Raw genomic sequence first — 19,100 nt, 5'->3', positions numbered from 1 at the left:
CTCACAGGTTAATGGAGGGTTTGTGGTTCTGGCTTTCTTTTTCGGTGTGCGAAGGGTTTTTATGCTCAAATGAAAACAGGTCGATATATTTCTTTTTCACAGGTATGTGGGATAGTTTGGTTGCCTTCGCTAGGTCATTCTGGGTAAAAACAAAACCAACAAATTGGGGGAGGTTAAGCAACATATTGCTGTCTATATAATATCGTTCAGCCTGGCGGATCATCCTGTCTGTTTCCATTTTCTCCGTCAGGGAAATATCCGTTTTAACTTTCCTCATTTCATCGTCAACCAGTATAGAGCCTGTCATTCTGGCGACCCAGTCGGCAGTATCCGGATCGCGAAGGCGATAAACCAGCATAAACTTGCAATTCTCAATCACCGAACCGGCAACGGCATCACCCTCCAGATCTGCCGGACAGTCATATAAATCTTTTACCGACTGGTGAGCCATGATGATATGCACACCTTTATCCCTCGCTGCGCCAAGTCCTTCAAGCGCAGGGCGGGACAGGTGATACTTGAGTTCATCAAGGAAAATAGCGACAGGACGAGGTTTGCCTTTTATCCGATCACGCGTTTCGGCTATCTGAATCAGGCGAGTTAAAATCATTCGCTGAGCCGATATGATTTTCTGGTTACGCATCGAGCCGATGATGTAGCAGCATCCGCCTTCATCAAAAATGGTCTTTAAGGAAAATCCGTTGCGGGCATTAATGGAATTCACTAAAGCGATTTCCTCAAGCTCGCCATAAAAAGCAGGCACATCTTCACTGAGAGATTTCACAAAGTCAGTGTTGAATAAATCACGTAATGTCATGCCATTTTCATAAATAGCAGCCGTGTTTCTCGCTGCACGGCGATCGGCAATACGATAAAAGTCAGCACCTTCGCCTTTTTTACCCAGGCTGAAACCGGCATTAAACAGTTCTTCCAGTTGTTCATGAGAAATATCAGCCAGTAAATCAAGCTGGAAATTAAGGTCGTTCAGGTTAATAAGAACAAATTTTTTTCCAGCTTTCTGACAGGCTTCCCGCATAACATGTGGTGCCCACTCATCATTTTTGGGATCTTCGACAAACACGCCTTCACCTGCAAGTATTGCCTGATAAAGCAGAACACAGACGCTCACCCCTTTACCGGAGCCTGTGGTGCCGATAAGGTCGGCATGTTGGGTCTGAAATTCTTCGGGGGTGATATATTGCGGCTGATTATCTTTATCCAGTCCGATAAAGATACCGTTATTGAGGTCAATATAATCCAGCGGATTATATGCAATGCTGTCAGGTAACATGTCTCTGACTTCACGAACATCCGTTCTGACATTTCTTTCCAGCTTGCTTTTTTTAATCATCCGATGTTTCAGACTGTCGACTTCTCCGACCAGAAGCCTTCGGGCAGTAATATGAAAAGCCAGACCAGCAAGGGTAAATCCGACAGTCAGTATCCAGAGTGATAATCTGAGCAGAATGTTATTGTCGAGTACTTTAAAGAAAAAACTCAGCCCCTGAATGGTCAGCGGTGACAGGGTGCCAAATATGAAAAAGAAGGTGGATATACCCGCCACCGATTTTAACCAGAAGGGGGCGTTTTTTCTTTCTTCACGTGGCAGATGAAAGATGAATGGCAGCGTCAGCCCGGCAAATATGGATAATATTACCGGGTTGTGTTGCAGCCACAGCAGAAAAAAAGAAAAGGCATCCGAAAAGGCATTCAGCCTTTGCATCAGATGAGTTCCCATTGCAGTGATCTCCGGTCTGATTTCGGTGTGACGGCGCATCACATGGGCGTCACCAATGGACGTCACACCCCACGCCCATACGCGACGCCTATTGATGACGCCCATAAAAGAATGAAAAGCATTGAACGTCTCCGACGCTCATGCCCGTGATCCGCGCTTTCAGAAAACAGCCGACCAGTGGTCGTCCGTCTCCTGAAACGCCCGAATGACGGGCAACGGCGTGTGACATTACGCTCGGGCTGGACGCTCTCACTGCATGTCACATGGGGGTAATGTCGCATCTGGACGCCGCGCCAAAACCCCCAGGGTCAACGGCGGCACACCGTCGCACGCTACGCGCGACCACCCCCTTTAAGACGGTCGCTTTCGCCTTTTTCTTCCCTTTACTCGTTCCTCGTAGCGGGAATAAAAGGGAAGCTGACCTTTAAAGAGGGTGGTCGCGCCACGCTACCGGCTTTTGGCCGGAGACTTATCTGCGACGGTGTGCGGGGCGATGCCCCCCAAATAAACCGCTGTCGTGGGCGACAGCTTTTCGCTCGCTGGGGCGGCGAAATTTATCCGGCTCCCCCCGGCCTGCAAAATCCGCGTGGGCGCGGCTGTTTGCAGGTGAGGCGCGGTGCCTGAATTATTTTCGCTCCTTAACCCGTGAAAATATTTCTGTCCGCTGCCTCATTTTTACGGCCCCTGTTTCTTCGCTCCTTAATCCGCGAAAAACAGAAGCCATAAAAACCTGAAAACCGTCACGCTCTCCGCCCGTCTCGCCAGTATTAACCACGAACGCGGCCATATTTACTGATGACCTGACTGATAGCCGCCGGGTCTGCCGAAACACATTCAAGTAAAAACGATTTTCTGGCATCGGCCGTATGGTCAGGAAGAAAACCGTGTTTATTCTCTTTCACGATATTAAAGAATGCCCGTTCAGCGGAATGACATTCACTGCTGCCGCTGTTTCCCGTTGTTTTACCGTACATGCATAAAACCACTTCGCAGGCTTCAGCGGTCGTTGCGGATGTTGAACATGACGCCATAACGCCGAGAAATAATAAGGAGAGTATGACTTTCTTCATTTCAGTCACCGGTATGATTAATGAAAGGTTGCGTATTTAGGGTAATGTTATTTGCCAGAGTTATTGTCTGAATGCCTCTTTCATGCTTTTTAAATGAACTGGCTTAAAGTAAATATCACTCATCCGGCGCACATCGCCGTGTATGTCAATACTGACGATGACATCAATGCTTTTAAGTACCTTGCGTAACAGCACATCAAAAGGAATATTCCGGCAGTCGGGGTTTTCATAGCAGCGGTCAATGATCCCTTCAATACATTCTTCCGGGCTGCCTGCATGCAGGGAGGTGATTAATCCCTCATGCCCGGAACCAATAATTTTAAGCGCGTCCCATGCCTCCCGCCCACGAATTTCCGCCAGTAATATCCGGTCAGGGTTCATCCGATAATTAGCACGGATCAGCCTGCCGGGGGTGACAATGGCATTATCCCCGCCATCCGCCGGGTAAAAAAGATGCACATAATTGGCGTGGTGATAAAAATGGATTTCGGGATTATCTTCGATTGTGGTCAGCCGAAGATGCAGTGGAATATAATGCAGCAGCGTTTTCATATAGGTGGTTTTACCGGAGCCGGTTTCACCCACAATAAAAATCGTTTTGCCATATTCCACGGCCTTTTCCATAAAACGGGGGATATTCCCGCTGTGATATAACTGAACCAGTGCATCATCCTGGCTTTCCGTTTTCTCCTGACCAGCCACACGCTGATAAAATCCTGCATCAATCCATGACTGATGTGTTTTCTGCTCAAACGAAGGCTTGCGCAGCGTAATGGATACCGTATTACGCTCACAGGCCGGGGGAATAATCGCCTGAATACGTTCGCCGGATCTTAATGTTGCAGAAAGGATGGGTGATGTATCGTCAATATTGTCGTCTTGCCAGGATGCCAGCGCCCTGGCAAAGGCATGACACTGACGCAGCGTGATCGGGGATGCCTGTTTTTGCCAATTCCCCCGGATTTTCGTATGCAGTTCGCCCGGTCGGTTAACGGCAATTTCTGTCAGGCCATCCTGCGCAAGAAAATCACCAAAGAGCCGGTTTTTCATAAAGTCCAGTGACAGGTTTTCAGCGTTCATACCATTTCTTTTTCAGCCGTAGTTGATAAACAGAGGAAAAATCAATATCCGTGCCGGTCATGATGCCGATCACATCGCCCTGGTTCAGGTACATCGTGGGCGGGATACTGATGCTGTTTTCCAGCGTCGTTTTCGCCATTTCCGCCGTGGCGGCGCGGGTATTTTCGGTATAGTCGGTATTGCGGTCTTTACCCGGCGCGGCATCTGATGCCGCTGCTGCCACGTCCTGTACGGTACTCAGCATCAGGGCGTTGCCGAAACGCTCCCAGAAATGGCTGTCGATCCAGCCTGCGATCCCTGCCTCACCAAGCGGGCCGGTGGCCTGCGTATCGGTGAGCGGGATTTGCAGGCTGCCGGGCTCCGGTGTGCGCAGCTCCGTCCACAGCACAAACATCCGGCTGCGCCCGTGTTGCAGTGCGCCGGTGCGGTAGACGCCACGGGCGACCGTTCCTGCCGGGATCAGCTTCACATGGTTACTGGCGCTCCAGACATTCTCACCGATCAGGCAGGAGATATGACCGCCAACATCGGATACGAAGCGCCGCATCATCGAACACGGAATATAGTGATCTACCGGGATATAGAGATCGGGATCAAGGCCCAGCCGCCTGACACCGGTGACGCGGGCAACGCCCGGATTGTCGTTGTTATTGCTGCCTGCCGGTGCTGTCGTATCCGGGCAGCGCAGGCGTCCATCTTCGCCACTGACCAGTACCGACTGACAGGATGTGTACGCCGTGGAGGCTGACTGGCTGCCCGACGTTTCCGTGTTGCTGCGCAAACCGCTTCGGGACGAGCGTGTATTGTCGCCTGACCCTGTACTGCCGCTGTTCAGCCCGTCTGTCAGTGCTGCCGCCTTGTTCAGGGCGGGTGGTCCAGGCGGCAGAGCTGGAGTGGCCGGGGCGCTCTGACTGGCAGGGCCTGCGCTTTCCTGCCTCCCTGGCCCGAACAGGCCAAACGGGTTACTGTCCATGCCCAGATTCTTACGCTCCTGCTGCACCGCCCCGGAAGAGGGCGGCGGCGCGGTGTCAGATTTTTTCTCACCATCCCTTTTCAGGGCGCTGAGAAGACGATCGCCACCGGATGCCAGCGCGATGACCAGGACCAGACTCAGCAGGCTGACGATCAGTGTGCGGCGACCGGACGCCTTACGGAAACGGGTCACTTCCGGCTGGCCGGGCGGCTTTTTCTGCTCCGGCTCCTGATATGTCATTGCCGCGCGGGCGCGTTCACGGGCTTCCGCTTCCCGCTCTGCGGTGGTTTTTTCCGGTTCGTCCGGGAAAGATTTTTCGGTCATTTTGCCTCCAGCGTAACGGACGGCGAAACGGTGCCACTGTTGGTCAGCGGGATACGCCCGAATCCGTCGTTTTCGATCCCCACCACCGAGGTGCCGTAACGCAGAACCAGCTGCGGTGATGCCGGAACCACCATCACGGTGTGGTTGCCCCGTTTAACCGTTCCGGGCGTGACCGCCTGCTCCTGGCCGTTAATCACCCGGAAGACAGAAGGCAGGGTTTTCGTGGGGGAAAAACCGATATACGCGAAACGACCGTCATCCCAGGTAAAGTCCGGGGCGATGAAGGCTGAGCCAGCTGCCACCCGTTTTGTATAGCGCCAGTTGCGCGGCGTGGTGGCCTTCCCGAATGCCGCCGATATCCGCTGCCGGTCCAGTGCTTCCTGCTGATGTTGCTGACGGGCGGCGCTGGCAACTGCAGTCTTTTTTCGCAGTTCGTCGGGATAGCGGTAGCGGATAACAAAGGCCTGAGCGGGCGAGTCGCGGTCCAGCACGTTCAGCTCCAGGCTGTAATCGCGCTTCGAGGTCACCACGAACAGATTGGTTTTCCAGTCTTTTGCCGTCGGCAGAAAGACCTGGCTGATGTTGTTGCCGCTGGCATCCGTGACTGGCTGGGCGATGGGATTCGGGCTGACACCCACCCGGTTATCGCTTTTCGTCACGGTCCAGCCTCTGGGAAAACCCGCCTGCGCATCGATGACTGTTTCATCGTCATCAAATACCAGCATGGTGACGTAGCCGGGTCGGGTACTGACGACCGTGACGTTCTGGCTGTTGTACGTGACGTTCTGCATCCGGCTGTCATACGCGCTGCCGCGCGGTGTCGCCGAGCTCCATGCCACGCATGACGCCAGTAAACCCGTGAGGAGCAGAATGTGTTTCAGCATCATTCCCCCCTCAGCTCTTTGTCGCGCTGGTAGCTGGTGACGATAAAGCCCAGCGGGTTCACTTCGCGCTGGCTGTCGGTCAGTTGCCGGTGCGGGACGTAGCGGTATGTGAGGCGGATATTCCAGACATCCGTTTTCACGGAATTATCAGCAATACGGCGGATAGTGCGCTTGATACGCAGGGTTGCCAGATTATCCGGCCCGGTGGCAGGCGCATGCACATTGGAAATAATGTCGATATCAACAATATATTCCGCCTTGTTAAAAATCACGTCCGGTGCCTGGTCGCCGTTAAACCCGTCCAGATAGTCCCGGTTCACGCTGTCGCTGTTAAATAACTGCACGTCGTCATAATCACGCTGGAGGGAGAAATAATTATATCCTTCGCGAAGTCTGACATAGTGTGCTGCCAGTGAATGTGCCAGCGCTTTTTCAGCAGCAATATCCCGCTCCTTCACGCGGGTCATATATTCATAGCGACCGGTCTGTTTATCCACTGACCATAATTCAGTGTCGGTGGTTTTCAGCGGCAGCAGAATAATAATGGCCGCAATCGCCATTGCGGCCAGAACCAGTCCGGCAGCGGCCACCCGCCAGGCGGTTTTTCGGGACCGCTCTTCCTTTTCCAGCAGGATGGATTCAAAAGAGCGGGAAACATTAACAATGTTCTGAATATTAGACATGGTGAGCCAGCTCCTGAATGATGGCGGGGGAATTCACCGGCTCGGGTTCGCCGGATACCGGCGGTAGGTCGCCCTGATGCTGTGCGCAGCCCGTGAGCGCGCACAGCATCAGAAGGAAGATGCTGAATTTCATGGAAGCCCCTTATCGAATGGATGCAGGAATGCCGTACCGGTGGCGCAGGCCACCGCGTGACGGGGAAAGGAAATTAAGGGTCGGGAGGATTAACGGTGACGCTGCCGGTGCAGGCGTTTCATGCTTTCGATGGCGGCGGCGCGTTTCTGCCAGGCGCTCACGGTTTTACCCGCGCCTGCGCCGGTCGCCGCGGCGACGGCCATGCCGCCTTTCACAGCCAGGCGGGCACCACCCTTTACACCCGGACCGGTAAGGTCGGCGGATTTATTCGCCAGTCCGCTCAGACCACTCATGGCTGCCCCCTGCAGCACCGCCTGTACGGCGGCCCCGCTGAGTGCGCTGGCCAGCTTCGCGGAGAACCAGACCACCACACCTGCCGCAATCCCGGCCAGCAGGCACTGTGCCGCCAGCGTGACCATATTGGTTTCAGCGGATGTTTTTGTTGCAGCATCCAGTATTTTATTCAGGTAATTAATGGCGATACGGATGGATAAGGCAGAAAACATGATCGTTAATATTGCCGCGAAAATCGTTTTCAGCCAGTTATCAAACATCGGCTTAAGAAAACCGTACAGTAGGCAGAAAATAAAGAGCGGCGCGGTGGTCGTCATTAACAGGATGGTGATTTCGGCGAGCAGGTTGGCAAAGGTTGCAGCCAGTAGCAAGACGATTGCGCCACCCCATACTAGGACTTCAGCAAGGCCGCCATTCAGTTTGACGTAAGTTGAGGTGTCCATATTAAATAACTTTTGCCCCAGCGCCTGTGCCTTTTCCCAGACGGTATCGAGCAGCGCCCAGACGTTATGATCGCCGCTGATACCGTCTTTGAGTCCCTGGATAGCCGCTACCGCCAAATCCAGCCAGCCATCCCGGTTTAATGCAAAGGTGGTGATCAGCAACATTCGCCCCACATCCCAGGCGACATCTTCTACCGGGGTCCGGAGTTTGCCAGCCAACGTCTGATAACCGCGATAGAGAATAAATAAGGTAAAAGAGCTGACGATGATGACGCTGATCATCGTGCCGTAAGTGGAAGACTGGCCTTCCAGTACGGCATTCAGTCCATCCATGATGTTTTTGTCCATACCCACAAAAATACCACCGGACATGGTGCCTCACCTGATATATAAAGAAAGGAAATAGAAAACAGGGAGGATTCCCTGTTTTGCTGGAGGAGAAATTACTGTGTCACTGCATTTCGTTTTTCAGCTTCCTGCTGAAATATCGCCCCGAATTTCTCCTTAACCCCGGTCTGGCCTTCCTGTGCAAACATAAGTGCTGCCCGGTGGGCAAATTCGCAGTTATCGCTTGCCTCGCCATCCTTCAGGCATTGCATATAAACCGCATAAGTTTCGTCAGGATGCTGCTTATACCAGGCTTCGGATTTGGTTTCCTTGCAGCCGGACAGTAATATCACGCCTGAGAGTGTGCATAAGGTGAATAAGGATCTGAGCACGAATAACCTCCTTAAAAATTATTAAGGTCAGCAACAGGTGCCGTTAGCTGCTGCTGTTCAAAGGCTTTCTGTCTTTGCTGTTCCAGCAATGTCGTTCGCTGTTCAGCCTGTCTGACAGACATCTCCCACTGATTCGTCAGCGCATTTAACTGTACGCTTTTCGCCGCAATGGCGTTAGCCAGATCCTGAGACTCTTTCGAGTCCTGCGCATTCGATATACGGTCAGATAAGTCTGATATATCGCTGAGTGTGCTGTTGATCCTGTTTTCAACGTCAGTGGTATTCTCAATCGCCATTGCCTGATTAAGGATTATCTGTTTGCAACTTTCGGCCAGGGCCTGAGACTTTATTCCTTCCTGTTCCTCGCTGCATACGCTGAACGATTTGTATTTGCTGTAAAGGTTTTGCAGTTCAGCAGAATATGAACTGTTTTTCGTGGTCAGCAGATCATCCAGTGAAATACCGCTCTTACGGAGATTATCAATATCGGTTTTCAGGCTCCGGGCATCACTGAGAAAACCCTGAATATCCCGTACGCCGGTTGCAGTGGCTAACTGTTTTTTATACGCATCAAGTTCACTTTTATAATGGGTAACCGTATCCTCCCATTGCTGTAATTTCTGCATCCACTGGTTAATGGATTCGGTATTCTGCACGGCGTCGAAAACCGGTATTCCGGCACTGAACGCCTGCGTCGAGAAAAATAACGATAATGCCAGAAGGTGATCCCGGGTACGCATTAATATTACCTCCGGTCTACTGTCAGATGGCCCGCTCAAGGAAAGCGTCTTTCCATTCATCAGGTCGCATACCGTCCTGATAAATGGCATCGAATATTTTCAGGTTGTCCTCACTGCCGCTGAGAAGCCGGGTGAGTTTACCCAGTCCGGACAAATCCATTTTCGCCATTGCCACAAACGGGCGGGTTTCTCCGGCCTGCAACGGTGTTTTCAGGATGACCATATAATGCTCGCCCGGATCAAGGTTTCGGACCGTCTCATAAACGCTGTCCGGCACTTTCATTTTCTCCACGTAATTCGCATAGCTGGCTTTCGGATTGGCGAGGAAAATCTGGGTACCGCACTGCTCAATAATCGCCGGGGCGATGGGGTGTCTGACGATTTCATCCGGTGACTGTGTTGCCGGGATGAAGATACCGTTCAGCTTGCGGATGACTTTCAGCATATTGAGTGAGAAGCGGGAAAATTCGACATCGGACAGCCAGCGCCAGAACTCATCCATAAACATCACCAGGCGGCGACCGTCCAGCAGGCTGGTCACGCGATACAGCAGGTAAAAGGTCACGGGGCCGCGAATATCGTCATCATCCAGAAATTCGGTGCCGTCGATACCAACGTTATCGACATCGCTGATGGTGAAAGTATCAGCCTCGTTATCAAACACCCAGCCGAACTCGCCCCCCTGTGCCCACTGTTTCAGGCGGATACGCAGCCCGTTGGTGCGGGCGTCTGTGGTCGGCGGCTCCGGCAGCACTTCCAGCAGCCGGGTGATCCCGAACCGGCGGTACTCCGGCGGATAGTCCAGCATGATGGTGTCAACGGCGGCACTGATCCGCTCCTCATCGCGCGGATCGAGCGGCTTACCGTTGCGGCGGCACAGCATGCGCACCAGCCGTTTGATGAAACTGATGTTCCGGCGGGTTGGCTCCAGCGCAAACGGGTTGAAGCCGGTGGGCTCGCCGGTACGGATGCGGAAATAACGCCCGCCCGCCTGGCGGATCGCCATCTCCGCCGCCCGGTCCTTATCGAAATACACCGTGGTCAGCCGTTTGAGGGTGGCAGAAGGCGCAAACGACGCCGGGTTACGGTACTTCTGCATCAGTTGTTGCAGGATGGTCATCAGCAGGGTTTTGCCGGAGCCGGTTTTCCCGATAATCGCCGTATTTCCCGGCGTTTTCTCACCGGTGTCATCCCGTCCGGCCTGGCTGTCGTGAAGGTTCAGGTAATACCCGCCACCGCCGGGCGATGTGAGGATGGCGATGGCTTCCCCCCACGGATTGCCGCTGCGTTTGTGGGGATGGAAGTTATGCAGGCAGGCCATATCGGCAAAATTCTGGCTGCTGACGGCCACCAGTCGGGGACGCAGCGTATAGACGCCCGGCAGTTGCGCCAGATATGCGGCGGGCAGTGACAGGGTGGAGAGCGTCGTCATAATACCCAGATCGGCGAAGGGCTGGGCCAGAACGTTAGTGTCCTTCACCACCTGCCCGGCACTGTCTGAGGAGATCAGCAGGGAAAAGTGGAATTTACCGCACGACACATGCCCGGACTGGAGCAGGTCGCGCAGGACAATCAGCTCTTCGCGCTGGGAAATCGCGTCGTCGTCCGCTGAGTTCAGCCGTTTTTCCGCCAGCCGGATATGATCCTGCGCTTCATCCCGTGCCATGCAGGTAAAGGACTGCGTCAGAACATACTCGCTTTCGGCGTACAGCAGCGCATCCAGCATACCAGTATGGGTTTCCGGGGAATAATCCTTAATCTCAAGGCTGCGGAAGAAGCGGGAACCGCTGACCGTCTGGCATTCACCAGTGTCGGTGGTGAAAAACACGTCCGGCGTGCTTAACGTTTCATAAAATGGTGAGCGCGTTACGGCCACTTTCTGCCACTGGCCGGTAAGCAGACGATGAAAGAACGCCAGTTGTGAGGAATACACCCGCTCGTTTTCTTCATATATCCCCAGCGGCATTGCCATATAGCGGGATAACGCAGACTCCAGCGCGTCGCGGTATTCCAGCATGATTTTGAGCGCGTCCTCCAGTGCTGGCTGGCGTTTACCGGGCGGCTGCGCTTTCATGGTTTTTTTCTCAATCGCAGAGAACGGCGCGTAGCAGACGGTAAAAAACAGCCGGTGCCGCCAGAACGGTTTTTCTTTTACCGGCTGGTAATACCGCCGTGTTACCTCATCGGAAAAGGGAATACCCGAACGGGCTTCAAAAGTATCATGGTATTTTTCACGGAGCCGGTGAATATAGAATGTTACCGGCAGCCCCTCATACGAACGAATAACGTTATTCAGGTGCGTGGCCATCAGGGTCAGGTGATGTTCGTCTTCACATTCAAAGACTGTGCCGCCCAGCTCCCAGGTGGCAACAAAATCACGGTGACGATTTCTGATGACGTAGGGGTGAATATGGGAGGAATACGGAATATATTTATCCAGCGTAATACGCTCGTTTAATTTCATTTTCTGAATAAACTCCGAGACATCAACATTATCGTACTGGTTTGCCAGAAGGGCATTCGCGCCAAAATGGGTATTGGTGAAAAGCCGTCCACGGGTTTTAAACGCCAGCCAGAGCAGGCTGAAATAATGAATATCCTTTCGGGCTTTATTTTTCATTTCCGCCCAGGCAGGAATGAGCAGAACCGCCAGGTAATAGCTGACATAGACCGCCAGCAGGACGATGGCCCCGCTGACAAGAACGAACGGCACAAGAGGAATACCCATAATGGCGGCAGGCCGCGTAAGCGCTTTATTCAGCGTAGCCATCGTTGCCTCCCTTATGACGCCCAGTAGGCACCGAAGCCGGATGCACCGACAATCAGGATCGCGCCGATGATGACGTTACGCATGTCGTGCAGGCTCTTGCCGTCGAACAGCACCTTGTAGCCCACCCACATGGTCGCCAGCGTGATGGTGACGGCGGCCAGTCCCAGCAGGCCGGTCGAGGTATTGCTCAGTGTTTCATTGGCCTTGTTAAAACCACTGTCCGCCGCCAGCACCGGGGAAGACAGCAGCACGGAAACAACAGCGGAGTAACGGCGTTTACGCATGATCATTTCTCCTCATCAGGGATAACAGGGATAGCGCCGCGAATGACGGAACCGGGATAATGCAGGGAAGTCAGGATCGGCGCAGTGGCACCGGCAGGCTCGCCGCGCAGCACAACGGCGGGATAACGGACAGACGGCTGTGCGTTCCGGTCAGGGGCACGCTGCCGGTCTTTCCGCGTGGACGGGACGACATAGCCAATGCGCTGCACGTAGCTGGTCTGGTTAAAGGCGGATTCCGGCCGCTGGCCGGTTTCAAAGTTGCCGGAGTAGTAACAACTGAGCGCCCGTTTCAGTGTTCCGCCGCGCCGGTAACAGTCGGCGAGAATGCGCTCAAATACCGACAGATTGATGCAAGGGTTAAGCAGGTCGCTGGCCGTGACGCCGTAATGGCGGAAATTGATGCTGGTGATTTGCATCAGGCCGACCGAATAGCGTCGGCCCTGTGCAGCCAGCTGTCTGGTAAGGAGGATCGCCTCCGGCAGGCTCGAGGGGAAATGTGAAATCACGCCCCGGCTGTCTGGCAGGATTTCAGCAATGGCGTAGGGGTGGAAGCCGGATTCGACCCGTGCGACATCAAGTGACGTGGACGGGTGAATACTGGCGGCGCACTGCACCGCCAGTGCCAGAAAGGCAGTGGTGGAAAGCATGCTGGCCTCGCAACAGAGAGACCGGCGGCTTACAGAAAAGTACGCCGCCGGGTGAGAAGAAGAGAAAATGGATTAAGTGGCAGCGGCATCCTGTGAAATGTCGCTTTCTTCTCTCGGTTCGAGCAGTACCAGCCTGCCGGAAACCGCAATACCAGGTATCAGCACGATATTCAGACCGGGTTTGCCGTTGTGCGCGAAGGCCACACCAACCTTTGTCCAGTACGTGTTTTTGTCACCCTGAGCATCGGGCTGACTTTCCTGGGTGACAAACACGTGATAAACGGGTTTTCTCATGGAATTTCCTTTGATCAAAAACAGTAAATGAAATAAACCAGTCACATCCCGGTTCTGCATTCCGGTTTTAACGGGTCAGCGAGAACATTCAGCGGCACCCTGAATTGTGGTTACGTGACAGCCCGATCCATTTTGTTAAAGAGCAATACCCTGTCAGGACGAATTAATGTCCATAGGGGCGACTAATGCTGTAATGGCGTTCTCAGATTCGAATATCTGGTGAGGGATATAAATGAGAAACTCAAAACAAAAAGAAGAGAGAAAAATAGTGGAGTATTTAAGATGCAGTGAGAATAATGAGGATTTAAAAAACACGAGAGAGTGGTATTAACATTCACCGTGAATAATAAAGACATGCAGAGATATAACATCTCTACACGTCCTTTTTATCCTGTCAGCGGCTACTACGTTCAAGTTTTTCCTGACATTCCGTACAGGTGGTTACACCCGGCAGTGCTTGCCGTCGCTTTTCTGGAATGGGTTTACCACATACACGACAGTGAAATAATGATGGTGTCGACCCCGGCTTAAAACGACTCTGTTCAATCATCTCCTCCAGGCGCTGCTCATTAAATTCCTGATCGCGATCGATCTCATCCGGCATGTGGTGCCCTCCTGTTAGCGGCAACTTCCTTTTCACAAAGCGTGATACGTCTCCATACCATGGTGAGTGATAGTCCCAGGGAACTTGGTAGCAGGAGTTCAGTAACCTGCATCATGGCCATCAGCGCGTCGGGGGATTCAAGGCTTTCCACCCGGCACTTCTGCCATTGCCGCCAGATCTCGGCATCTGTCTCTTCATCCGGCTCAGGTGTACGTCCATATGGCACGCTGACACCAAGCAGCCGTCGGCGAAGGCAGACATCATTAGACGTCAAGCCAAAGTAGTGGTTGAGCAACGCGATAGAACCGCCCAGCCGGATAGCCCGGTTAATCTGCTGCTGTTGTCGGTATTCCTGTCGGGCCTGCGCCAGTAAATGATGCAGGACATCATGGCGGACACTGACCGAAACAAAGGGAGCCGTCGCCCGGCTGACAGCAAACAGTTCATCGAGTGATAACTGATTAAGAGCATTCATTTCGTCGAAAGTGAATCCGAGGGACTCGCAGTGACGAATATCCCCAACTTTCAGAGCGTGCAACGCATCAGTTAAGATGGTGTAATTAATTAATGGAATCATTCTGTTATCTCCTCAATCTATATGGAAAAGTTGAGCAAATAAACGGACATTTTTAACTGTTTGAACGTCCGGCCAATTTAAGGCTGATCCATTCATCAATTTCCGATTCGAGCCAGGCCACACTGGCCGGGCCAATTTTTATTGAACGTGGAAAGGTTCCATTTTTCATATACAGGTAAATTTGAGAGCGTTTCAAACCGGTTTTTTCTTCGACCTGTTTTAAACGTAATAACTGATGTGATGTCATTGTATTCTCCTATTGTGGAATGACTGGTGCATGTCCAGAGAAAATAAAAGAACACAGCAGTAAGCTTAGGAAAAGCCGATAGCACCTTATTACTGATGGGAAGATCCTTAGTACGGTTTTGTAGTGAATAAATAATAAGTTATTAGTTGTATAAGGATGTGGAGAAGGATAGTTGTGCTGCTGTGTAGTTTTCAGCGTTTCGCTGGTGCAATGGTGTCATGACTTAGCGTGATAATGAGGACAATAAAAAGATGCGGTTAAATACATTCATTGTGAATTTCAGTCAGGGGGGGCGTTACCACTCTGGCGGTAATGCGCTATGAAGCATCGCCATAGAAGTGTTCTGTGTGGTCGAAACATATATGCTCAACTACTTCCTTAACACAATGCTGAATTGATTGTGCTTCCCGATCATGTATAGACCGATCCAACAGATATAATAAAGTCCTTTGATTCTTGTTATCGTTAAGGCGGCTGAGGCAATATAGTCTTGGCTGGAGGTTCCATGCCGTAAAGATTCTGTAGTGTGATCCCCCGCACAGGGAGACGGATATGGCAGCTCTATGACTCACCTATGGTTTTTTGGATAACCTGATGTCGCTAAATATCGGTTAAGTGTGCGCTTGTTTTCCGTTCGGCAAAATAGTGCGCGGGTGTACTTCCCATTGTTTTTTTGAACATGGTGATAAACGCATTAACCGATTCATACCCCAGATTAGCTGCAACATTCTGAACCGAAACGCCGCTAGCCAGTTCCCGGAGAGCAATTATCAGTTGCAGTTGCTGACGCCAGCGTCCGAACGTCAACCCGGTTTCGCGCAGCATTAAACGCGCGAGAGAACGCTCGCTAAGCGCCAGTCTTTTTGCCCATGTTTTGAATGTGCTTCGGTCATCAGGTTGACTGACCAGAGCATCGGCCATGGCGCGGATTTTAGGATGCGACGACACAGGGAGGCTCAGTTTCTGCTGAGGCATGGTGGCTAATTCATCAAGTGTTACTCTGGTCAGTCTGGCGAGATGGCTTTCTGGTGGGTATCCGACGCCCTCGCGGGTTAAACGGGCAACAAGTTCTTTAATCAGACTGGAAATTGCCAGAGTACAGCATCGCTCCGGCAACGCGGCGGCTCCGGGTTCGATAAACAGATAGTTGAGATGCGCATTCCAGGTAGCTTTGGCGCTGTGCGGCACTCCCCCAGGGATCCAGACGGCACAATCAGGCGGCACGATCCAGATATCATTTTCGGCGCGACAAATGACCGCCCCATAGAGGGCAATAATCAATTGCCCTTTGCGGTGCGTATGCACAGGCACTTCGGCCGCGTAATCGACAAAATCCAGATGACGCGCGACTGCGGGACAGGGGGTGGCATCCGGATCAAACAGCGTATTGGCGAGTGGGGGTAACATAGATTGGCAACATTTAGGTGTTTTTTGACAGAATAGAGTATTTAAGTGGATATGCAAGCCGGTAATAATTTCCGGCATGAAAAAAATTAACGCGAGTTACTTTCATTTTTTACACACGATATGCCAACGTCTTCGCGGTATGGCTTCTCCTTCACTACTGAATGATGCGAACGCTCTGCTCTATTCCGCGAAGAGTTTTGCCGCAGCGATGCTCGCATACTACATTGCACTGTCAATTGGCCTGGAGCGGCCTTCCTGGGCAATTATCACCGTGTATATTGTTTCCCAAACCTCCGTCGGAGCATCGCTGAGCAGAAGTCTGTATCGTCTGGTGGGAACGGTAGTCGGCGCGGGCATAACGGTATTAATTGTACCCACGTTCGCGAATTCCTCCGTATTTTGCAGCGTGATATTGACAGGCTGGATTACCTTCTGCCTCTATTTATCCTTGCTGGAACGCACGCCCCGGGCCTATGGTTTTGTCCTGGCTGGTTACACTGCGAGTCTGATTGGCTTCCCTGCGGTATCCGATCCTGGCGCGATTTTTGACATCGCTATCACTCGGATACAGGAAATCATGATCGGTATCTTCTGCGCGGCACTTATTCATCGCTATGTATTGCCCGCGCGCATCTCAGGCCAGTTCAACAGTAAATTGTCGCAGACGCTACTCGCGGCGCGACAGCGTATCGCAGAGACTTTAGCAGGCAAACCCGACGCTGCTTCCGGGCCGCTGCATATGGCACTGGCATTACAGTTCCTGCAGGGTATCAGCCATCATGTCCCTTATGATTTTGCGTTCTCTGTACCGGTCCGGCAAGCGAGAAAAAGGCTTCATGACAGGCTTGCGCGATTAGTCATTGTTAACTGTGAGTTACGCGACCGTTTAGCGCTGATAGCGACGATACCTGTCGATGTGCAAATTCTGCTGGGTGATGTTGAGGTCTGGTTGGCCTGCAAAGATGAAGGAAAATTCAAAAGCGAGGGTGAAGCGCTCAAAAAAAGCAGTGAAAAATTACTGCAGCGCTATTCAGTGTATGAGCTGACGCTTGAAGAAGCGCTGCGTGTAAGTTTTATGCGCTACCTGTTAGAGGCCATTGTCCTTGTGCAGCAGTGCTATCGTCTTTCGGACGCCATTCATCACGCGAAGCAGACGCCTGCGCAATCGGAAAAGAATACCGTGAGAGGGTATGTATTCCACCGCGATTCTCTCACTGCTGCCCGCACCGCTCTGGGCGCTTTCACCATCATTCTGAGCGGCTGCATGGTGTGGATTTTCTCGGCATGGCCTGATGGCGGTACGGCGGTTTCTATCCTTGGCGTTTGTTGCACACTGTTTGGCGGCTTCGATACGCCTGCCCCGCATATTGTGAAATACATTATCGGCTCCTTCTGGGGCGTTGTGATAAGCCTGATCTACAGTTTCGTTCTACTACCACAAGTCAGTGATTTTATCGTGCTGGTAACGGTTTTAGCTCCGATCTATCTGCTGGCTGGATCGCTCCAGGCCAGACCGCCTACCACGTTTATGGCGATGGGGATCACACTGACGCTGCCTATTTTGTGCGAGCTGGGTGCCCACTACAGCGGGGATTTTGCCGTGGCGGTGAATACCGCAATCGCACTATTTTCTGCAACTGGCTTTGCGGTATTCAGCATGGGCTTTCTGCAAACTGTACAGGCAGATGCGGCAATAAATCGCCTGCTTCAATTATGTCAGCGCGATATTAACCGCAGCGTGAAAGGTGTGCTGAATACTGATGAAACTCTCTGGATCAACCTGATGATCGATCGGGCTGCGTTGATACTGCCGCGTTTGCAGCGCAGCGGACAGTCACCGGAACGGGCACATCATTTGTTGTACGCCCTGCGTATAGGGCTGTGTGTAATGCGATTACGCCGATGTGATGCGCATGCGAACAAAGAAATAAAAGAAGTACTCACCCTTCTTACACACTCGACAGATATTGACACCTTACTTCAACGGATCGCCATTCTGACTGAGCGCAGCTTGAGCGTAACAGATGAACTATCGCGACATTATGTCGATCAACTGGTTGATCTTTACTGCGCATTAAGCGTTCAGAAAATGGAGCCTGCTAATGATCAATGATTTCAATATTGAGGGCGTTTTTGTACCCGGTCTGTTGGTAATTGCCCTCATTGCACTGACATGTACGCTATTTATCGTACATATCTTGTCATTCAGCAAGGGTTACCGCCGCTTGCCCTTTAGACCGATGATCGATTTTTCCGTCTTCATTATTACTTTTTACCTGCTGCTGCAGGGGCTGACCGAACTGGGGTTTTTTAAATGAAATCGTTACTTTCTCTACTGGGCCGCTACGTGCTGACGCTCAGCGCTGTGGCGGTGGCTACGCTTTTGGCTTTTATTCTCTGGAAACATTATGCGCAAACCCCCTGGACCCGCGATGGTCGAGTTCGTGCGGATGTGGTACAGATTGCGCCGGATGTCTCCGGACCGGTGCTGAATGTGGCCGTCCGCGATAATCAGTGGGTTAATCGGGGCGATGTGCTCTATTCCATTGACCCGCACTGGTTGAGGTTGGCCGTGGTCAGCGCACAGGCTGATGTTGAGGCGAAACGTCATGAAATGCTGATGCGCCAGGATGCGGCGAGACGACGCTCTCAGATTAAAGGGGTAATTTCCAGCGAGGATTTACAACAAACAGCCAGCGCAGCCAGCGTCGCTGCGGCTAATTACCACGGTGCACTGGCTGCGCTGGACCTTGCAGAGCTTAACTTATCGCATGCTATTGTTCGGTCTCCGGTTACGGGCTATGTCACACATTTGCGGCTTCGCCCTGGTGACTATGCCACAGCGGGAGAAACTAAAGTTTCCATCATTGATGCCCATAGTTTTTGGGTGGTTGGCTATTTTGAAGAGACTAAGTTGCAACATATCCGCACGGGAAATACTGCACACATTACGCTGATGGGATTTAAGCCGGTGATCACGGGTCATGTTGAGAGCATCGGACGCGGAATAGATGATAACAATGACGAGACCGGGGGGCTTGGCCTGCCTAATGTCGAGCCAACCTTTAGCTGGGTGCGGCTCGCGCAGCGTATCCCGGTTCGGATTCATATTGACAGATTGCCGGAGGGAATTGAATTGGTGGCTGGACTGTCTGCGAGTATATCCATCACACCATAATAAAAAGTATG

The 19,100-nt window shown here is 52.2% G+C and carries 21 protein-coding genes; 3 read left to right on the top strand and 18 right to left on the bottom strand.

Going from position 1 to position 19,100, the window contains the following annotated elements:
• Position 1: 1 nt before the first annotated feature.
• The 18 genes from ABIE11_RS05700 to ABIE11_RS05615 all read right to left on the bottom strand — a co-directional run bounded on the left by ABIE11_RS05700 (position 2) and on the right by ABIE11_RS05615 (position 15,911).
• Entirely contained in the window at positions 2 to 1,738 is a 1,737-nt protein-coding gene (locus tag ABIE11_RS05700; RefSeq protein ID WP_049082426.1) for a type IV secretory system conjugative DNA transfer family protein, read from the bottom strand.
• Between the two features lie 767 nt (positions 1,739 to 2,505).
• Positions 2,506 to 2,808, bottom strand: a complete 303-nt coding sequence (locus ABIE11_RS05695; protein WP_072032071.1) for a TrbM/KikA/MpfK family conjugal transfer protein — start codon at positions 2,806 to 2,808, stop codon at positions 2,506 to 2,508.
• A 60-nt stretch (positions 2,809 to 2,868) separates the two neighbouring features.
• A complete protein-coding gene (gene virB11 / locus ABIE11_RS05690; RefSeq protein ID WP_032754854.1) occupies positions 2,869 to 3,888 on the bottom strand; it encodes a P-type DNA transfer ATPase VirB11 in 1,020 nt (339 codons plus the stop codon).
• Positions 3,878 to 5,185 carry a VirB10/TraB/TrbI family type IV secretion system protein gene (virB10, locus tag ABIE11_RS05685; RefSeq protein ID WP_032754851.1) on the bottom strand — a complete coding sequence of 436 codons (1,308 nt, stop codon included), beginning with the start codon at positions 5,183 to 5,185 and terminating at the stop codon, positions 3,878 to 3,880. Before virB10 ends, virB11 begins: the two co-directional genes overlap by 11 nt.
• Positions 5,182 to 6,072 (bottom strand): P-type conjugative transfer protein VirB9, encoded by an 891-nt coding sequence (gene virB9 / locus ABIE11_RS05680; protein ID WP_176518970.1) that lies wholly within the window; start codon positions 6,070 to 6,072, stop codon positions 5,182 to 5,184. Before virB9 ends, virB10 begins: the two co-directional genes overlap by 4 nt.
• Positions 6,069 to 6,752, bottom strand: a complete 684-nt coding sequence (locus ABIE11_RS05675) for a virB8 family protein (protein ID WP_032754846.1) — start codon at positions 6,750 to 6,752, stop codon at positions 6,069 to 6,071. The genes virB9 and ABIE11_RS05675 overlap by 4 nt, the downstream gene beginning before the upstream one ends.
• Positions 6,745 to 6,885 (bottom strand): hypothetical protein, encoded by a 141-nt coding sequence (locus tag ABIE11_RS05670; RefSeq protein ID WP_032754842.1) that lies wholly within the window; start codon positions 6,883 to 6,885, stop codon positions 6,745 to 6,747. Before ABIE11_RS05670 ends, ABIE11_RS05675 begins: the two co-directional genes overlap by 8 nt.
• Before the next feature lie 89 nt (positions 6,886 to 6,974).
• Positions 6,975 to 7,994, bottom strand: coding sequence for a type IV secretion system protein (locus tag ABIE11_RS05665; RefSeq protein WP_032754840.1), 1,020 nt, complete (start codon positions 7,992 to 7,994; stop codon positions 6,975 to 6,977).
• Positions 7,995 to 8,065: 71 nt separating this feature from the next.
• Entirely contained in the window at positions 8,066 to 8,341 is a 276-nt protein-coding gene (locus ABIE11_RS05660) for an EexN family lipoprotein (protein WP_032754838.1), read from the bottom strand.
• A gap of 11 nt (positions 8,342 to 8,352) precedes the next feature.
• A complete protein-coding gene (locus ABIE11_RS05655) occupies positions 8,353 to 9,081 on the bottom strand; it encodes a type IV secretion system protein (protein ID WP_116403512.1) in 729 nt (242 codons plus the stop codon).
• A gap of 22 nt (positions 9,082 to 9,103) precedes the next feature.
• Positions 9,104 to 11,851, bottom strand: a complete 2,748-nt coding sequence (locus tag ABIE11_RS05650; RefSeq protein ID WP_049082429.1) for a VirB3 family type IV secretion system protein — start codon at positions 11,849 to 11,851, stop codon at positions 9,104 to 9,106.
• Positions 11,852 to 11,862: 11 nt separating this feature from the next.
• Positions 11,863 to 12,141 carry a TrbC/VirB2 family protein gene (locus ABIE11_RS05645; protein WP_032754832.1) on the bottom strand — a complete coding sequence of 93 codons (279 nt, stop codon included), beginning with the start codon at positions 12,139 to 12,141 and terminating at the stop codon, positions 11,863 to 11,865.
• On the bottom strand, positions 12,138 to 12,782 hold the full coding sequence (locus tag ABIE11_RS05640) for a lytic transglycosylase domain-containing protein (protein WP_032754830.1): 645 nt from the start codon (positions 12,780 to 12,782) through the stop codon (positions 12,138 to 12,140). The genes ABIE11_RS05645 and ABIE11_RS05640 overlap by 4 nt, the downstream gene beginning before the upstream one ends.
• Before the next feature lie 72 nt (positions 12,783 to 12,854).
• Positions 12,855 to 13,076 (bottom strand): hypothetical protein, encoded by a 222-nt coding sequence (locus tag ABIE11_RS05635; RefSeq protein WP_032754827.1) that lies wholly within the window; start codon positions 13,074 to 13,076, stop codon positions 12,855 to 12,857.
• 394 nt (positions 13,077 to 13,470) lie between these two features.
• Entirely contained in the window at positions 13,471 to 13,680 is a 210-nt protein-coding gene (locus tag ABIE11_RS05630; RefSeq protein ID WP_022065314.1) for a TraR/DksA family transcriptional regulator, read from the bottom strand.
• Positions 13,670 to 14,257, bottom strand: coding sequence for a DUF2857 domain-containing protein (locus ABIE11_RS05625; protein ID WP_032754824.1), 588 nt, complete (start codon positions 14,255 to 14,257; stop codon positions 13,670 to 13,672). Before ABIE11_RS05625 ends, ABIE11_RS05630 begins: the two co-directional genes overlap by 11 nt.
• A 52-nt stretch (positions 14,258 to 14,309) precedes the next feature.
• Positions 14,310 to 14,504 carry an AlpA family transcriptional regulator gene (locus ABIE11_RS05620; protein WP_032754823.1) on the bottom strand — a complete coding sequence of 65 codons (195 nt, stop codon included), beginning with the start codon at positions 14,502 to 14,504 and terminating at the stop codon, positions 14,310 to 14,312.
• A gap of 600 nt (positions 14,505 to 15,104) precedes the next feature.
• Positions 15,105 to 15,911 carry an AraC family transcriptional regulator gene (locus ABIE11_RS05615; RefSeq protein WP_032754820.1) on the bottom strand — a complete coding sequence of 269 codons (807 nt, stop codon included), beginning with the start codon at positions 15,909 to 15,911 and terminating at the stop codon, positions 15,105 to 15,107.
• 76 nt (positions 15,912 to 15,987) lie between these two features.
• On the opposite strand from ABIE11_RS05615, the gene ABIE11_RS05610 reads away from it, so the two are divergent.
• The 3 genes from ABIE11_RS05610 to ABIE11_RS05600 are packed head-to-tail and all read left to right on the top strand — an operon-like array spanning position 15,988 to position 19,089.
• On the top strand, positions 15,988 to 18,024 hold the full coding sequence (locus ABIE11_RS05610) for an FUSC family protein (RefSeq protein ID WP_032754817.1): 2,037 nt from the start codon (positions 15,988 to 15,990) through the stop codon (positions 18,022 to 18,024).
• Positions 18,014 to 18,229, top strand: coding sequence for a DUF1656 domain-containing protein (locus ABIE11_RS05605; RefSeq protein ID WP_032754814.1), 216 nt, complete (start codon positions 18,014 to 18,016; stop codon positions 18,227 to 18,229). The genes ABIE11_RS05610 and ABIE11_RS05605 overlap by 11 nt, the downstream gene beginning before the upstream one ends.
• The gene (locus ABIE11_RS05600; protein ID WP_032754812.1) at positions 18,226 to 19,089 is read left to right on the top strand and encodes an efflux RND transporter periplasmic adaptor subunit; all 864 of its coding nucleotides are present in this window, start codon (positions 18,226 to 18,228) and stop codon (positions 19,087 to 19,089) included. The genes ABIE11_RS05605 and ABIE11_RS05600 overlap by 4 nt, the downstream gene beginning before the upstream one ends.
• The last annotated feature ends 11 nt before the right edge of the window (positions 19,090 to 19,100 follow it).

The organism is Lelliottia sp. 489 (genome assembly GCF_050435885.1).
GTDB lineage: Bacteria > Pseudomonadota > Gammaproteobacteria > Enterobacterales > Enterobacteriaceae > Enterobacter > Enterobacter nimipressuralis.
This window is presented reverse-complemented; position numbering and strand designations above follow the sequence as displayed.

What these genes read in the sequence shown, in the direction of transcription:
- ABIE11_RS05620 (WP_032754823.1), bottom strand. Translation starts at nt 14,504, where the DNA reads ATGACATCACATCAGTTATTACGTTTAAAACAGGTCGAAGAAAAAACC.
- ABIE11_RS05615 (WP_032754820.1), bottom strand. Translation starts at nt 15,911, where the DNA reads ATGTTACCCCCACTCGCCAATACGCTGTTTGATCCGGATGCCACCCCC.
- ABIE11_RS05635 (WP_032754827.1), bottom strand. Translation starts at nt 13,076, where the DNA reads ATGAGAAAACCCGTTTATCACGTGTTTGTCACCCAGGAAAGTCAGCCC.
- ABIE11_RS05630 (WP_022065314.1), bottom strand. Translation starts at nt 13,680, where the DNA reads ATGCCGGATGAGATCGATCGCGATCAGGAATTTAATGAGCAGCGCCTG.
- ABIE11_RS05650 (WP_049082429.1), bottom strand. Translation starts at nt 11,851, where the DNA reads ATGGCTACGCTGAATAAAGCGCTTACGCGGCCTGCCGCCATTATGGGT.
- ABIE11_RS05665 (WP_032754840.1), bottom strand. Translation starts at nt 7,994, where the DNA reads ATGTCCGGTGGTATTTTTGTGGGTATGGACAAAAACATCATGGATGGA.
- ABIE11_RS05655 (WP_116403512.1), bottom strand. Translation starts at nt 9,081, where the DNA reads ATGCGTACCCGGGATCACCTTCTGGCATTATCGTTATTTTTCTCGACG.
- ABIE11_RS05695 (WP_072032071.1), bottom strand. Translation starts at nt 2,808, where the DNA reads ATGAAGAAAGTCATACTCTCCTTATTATTTCTCGGCGTTATGGCGTCA.
- ABIE11_RS05600 (WP_032754812.1), top strand. Translation starts at nt 18,226, where the DNA reads ATGAAATCGTTACTTTCTCTACTGGGCCGCTACGTGCTGACGCTCAGC.
- virB10 (WP_032754851.1), bottom strand. Translation starts at nt 5,185, where the DNA reads ATGACCGAAAAATCTTTCCCGGACGAACCGGAAAAAACCACCGCAGAG.
- virB9 (WP_176518970.1), bottom strand. Translation starts at nt 6,072, where the DNA reads ATGATGCTGAAACACATTCTGCTCCTCACGGGTTTACTGGCGTCATGC.
- ABIE11_RS05670 (WP_032754842.1), bottom strand. Translation starts at nt 6,885, where the DNA reads ATGAAATTCAGCATCTTCCTTCTGATGCTGTGCGCGCTCACGGGCTGC.
- ABIE11_RS05605 (WP_032754814.1), top strand. Translation starts at nt 18,014, where the DNA reads ATGATCAATGATTTCAATATTGAGGGCGTTTTTGTACCCGGTCTGTTG.
- ABIE11_RS05675 (WP_032754846.1), bottom strand. Translation starts at nt 6,752, where the DNA reads ATGTCTAATATTCAGAACATTGTTAATGTTTCCCGCTCTTTTGAATCC.
- ABIE11_RS05645 (WP_032754832.1), bottom strand. Translation starts at nt 12,141, where the DNA reads ATGATCATGCGTAAACGCCGTTACTCCGCTGTTGTTTCCGTGCTGCTG.
- virB11 (WP_032754854.1), bottom strand. Translation starts at nt 3,888, where the DNA reads ATGAACGCTGAAAACCTGTCACTGGACTTTATGAAAAACCGGCTCTTT.
- ABIE11_RS05625 (WP_032754824.1), bottom strand. Translation starts at nt 14,257, where the DNA reads ATGATTCCATTAATTAATTACACCATCTTAACTGATGCGTTGCACGCT.
- ABIE11_RS05700 (WP_049082426.1), bottom strand. Translation starts at nt 1,738, where the DNA reads ATGGGAACTCATCTGATGCAAAGGCTGAATGCCTTTTCGGATGCCTTT.
- ABIE11_RS05610 (WP_032754817.1), top strand. Translation starts at nt 15,988, where the DNA reads ATGAAAAAAATTAACGCGAGTTACTTTCATTTTTTACACACGATATGC.
- ABIE11_RS05640 (WP_032754830.1), bottom strand. Translation starts at nt 12,782, where the DNA reads ATGCTTTCCACCACTGCCTTTCTGGCACTGGCGGTGCAGTGCGCCGCC.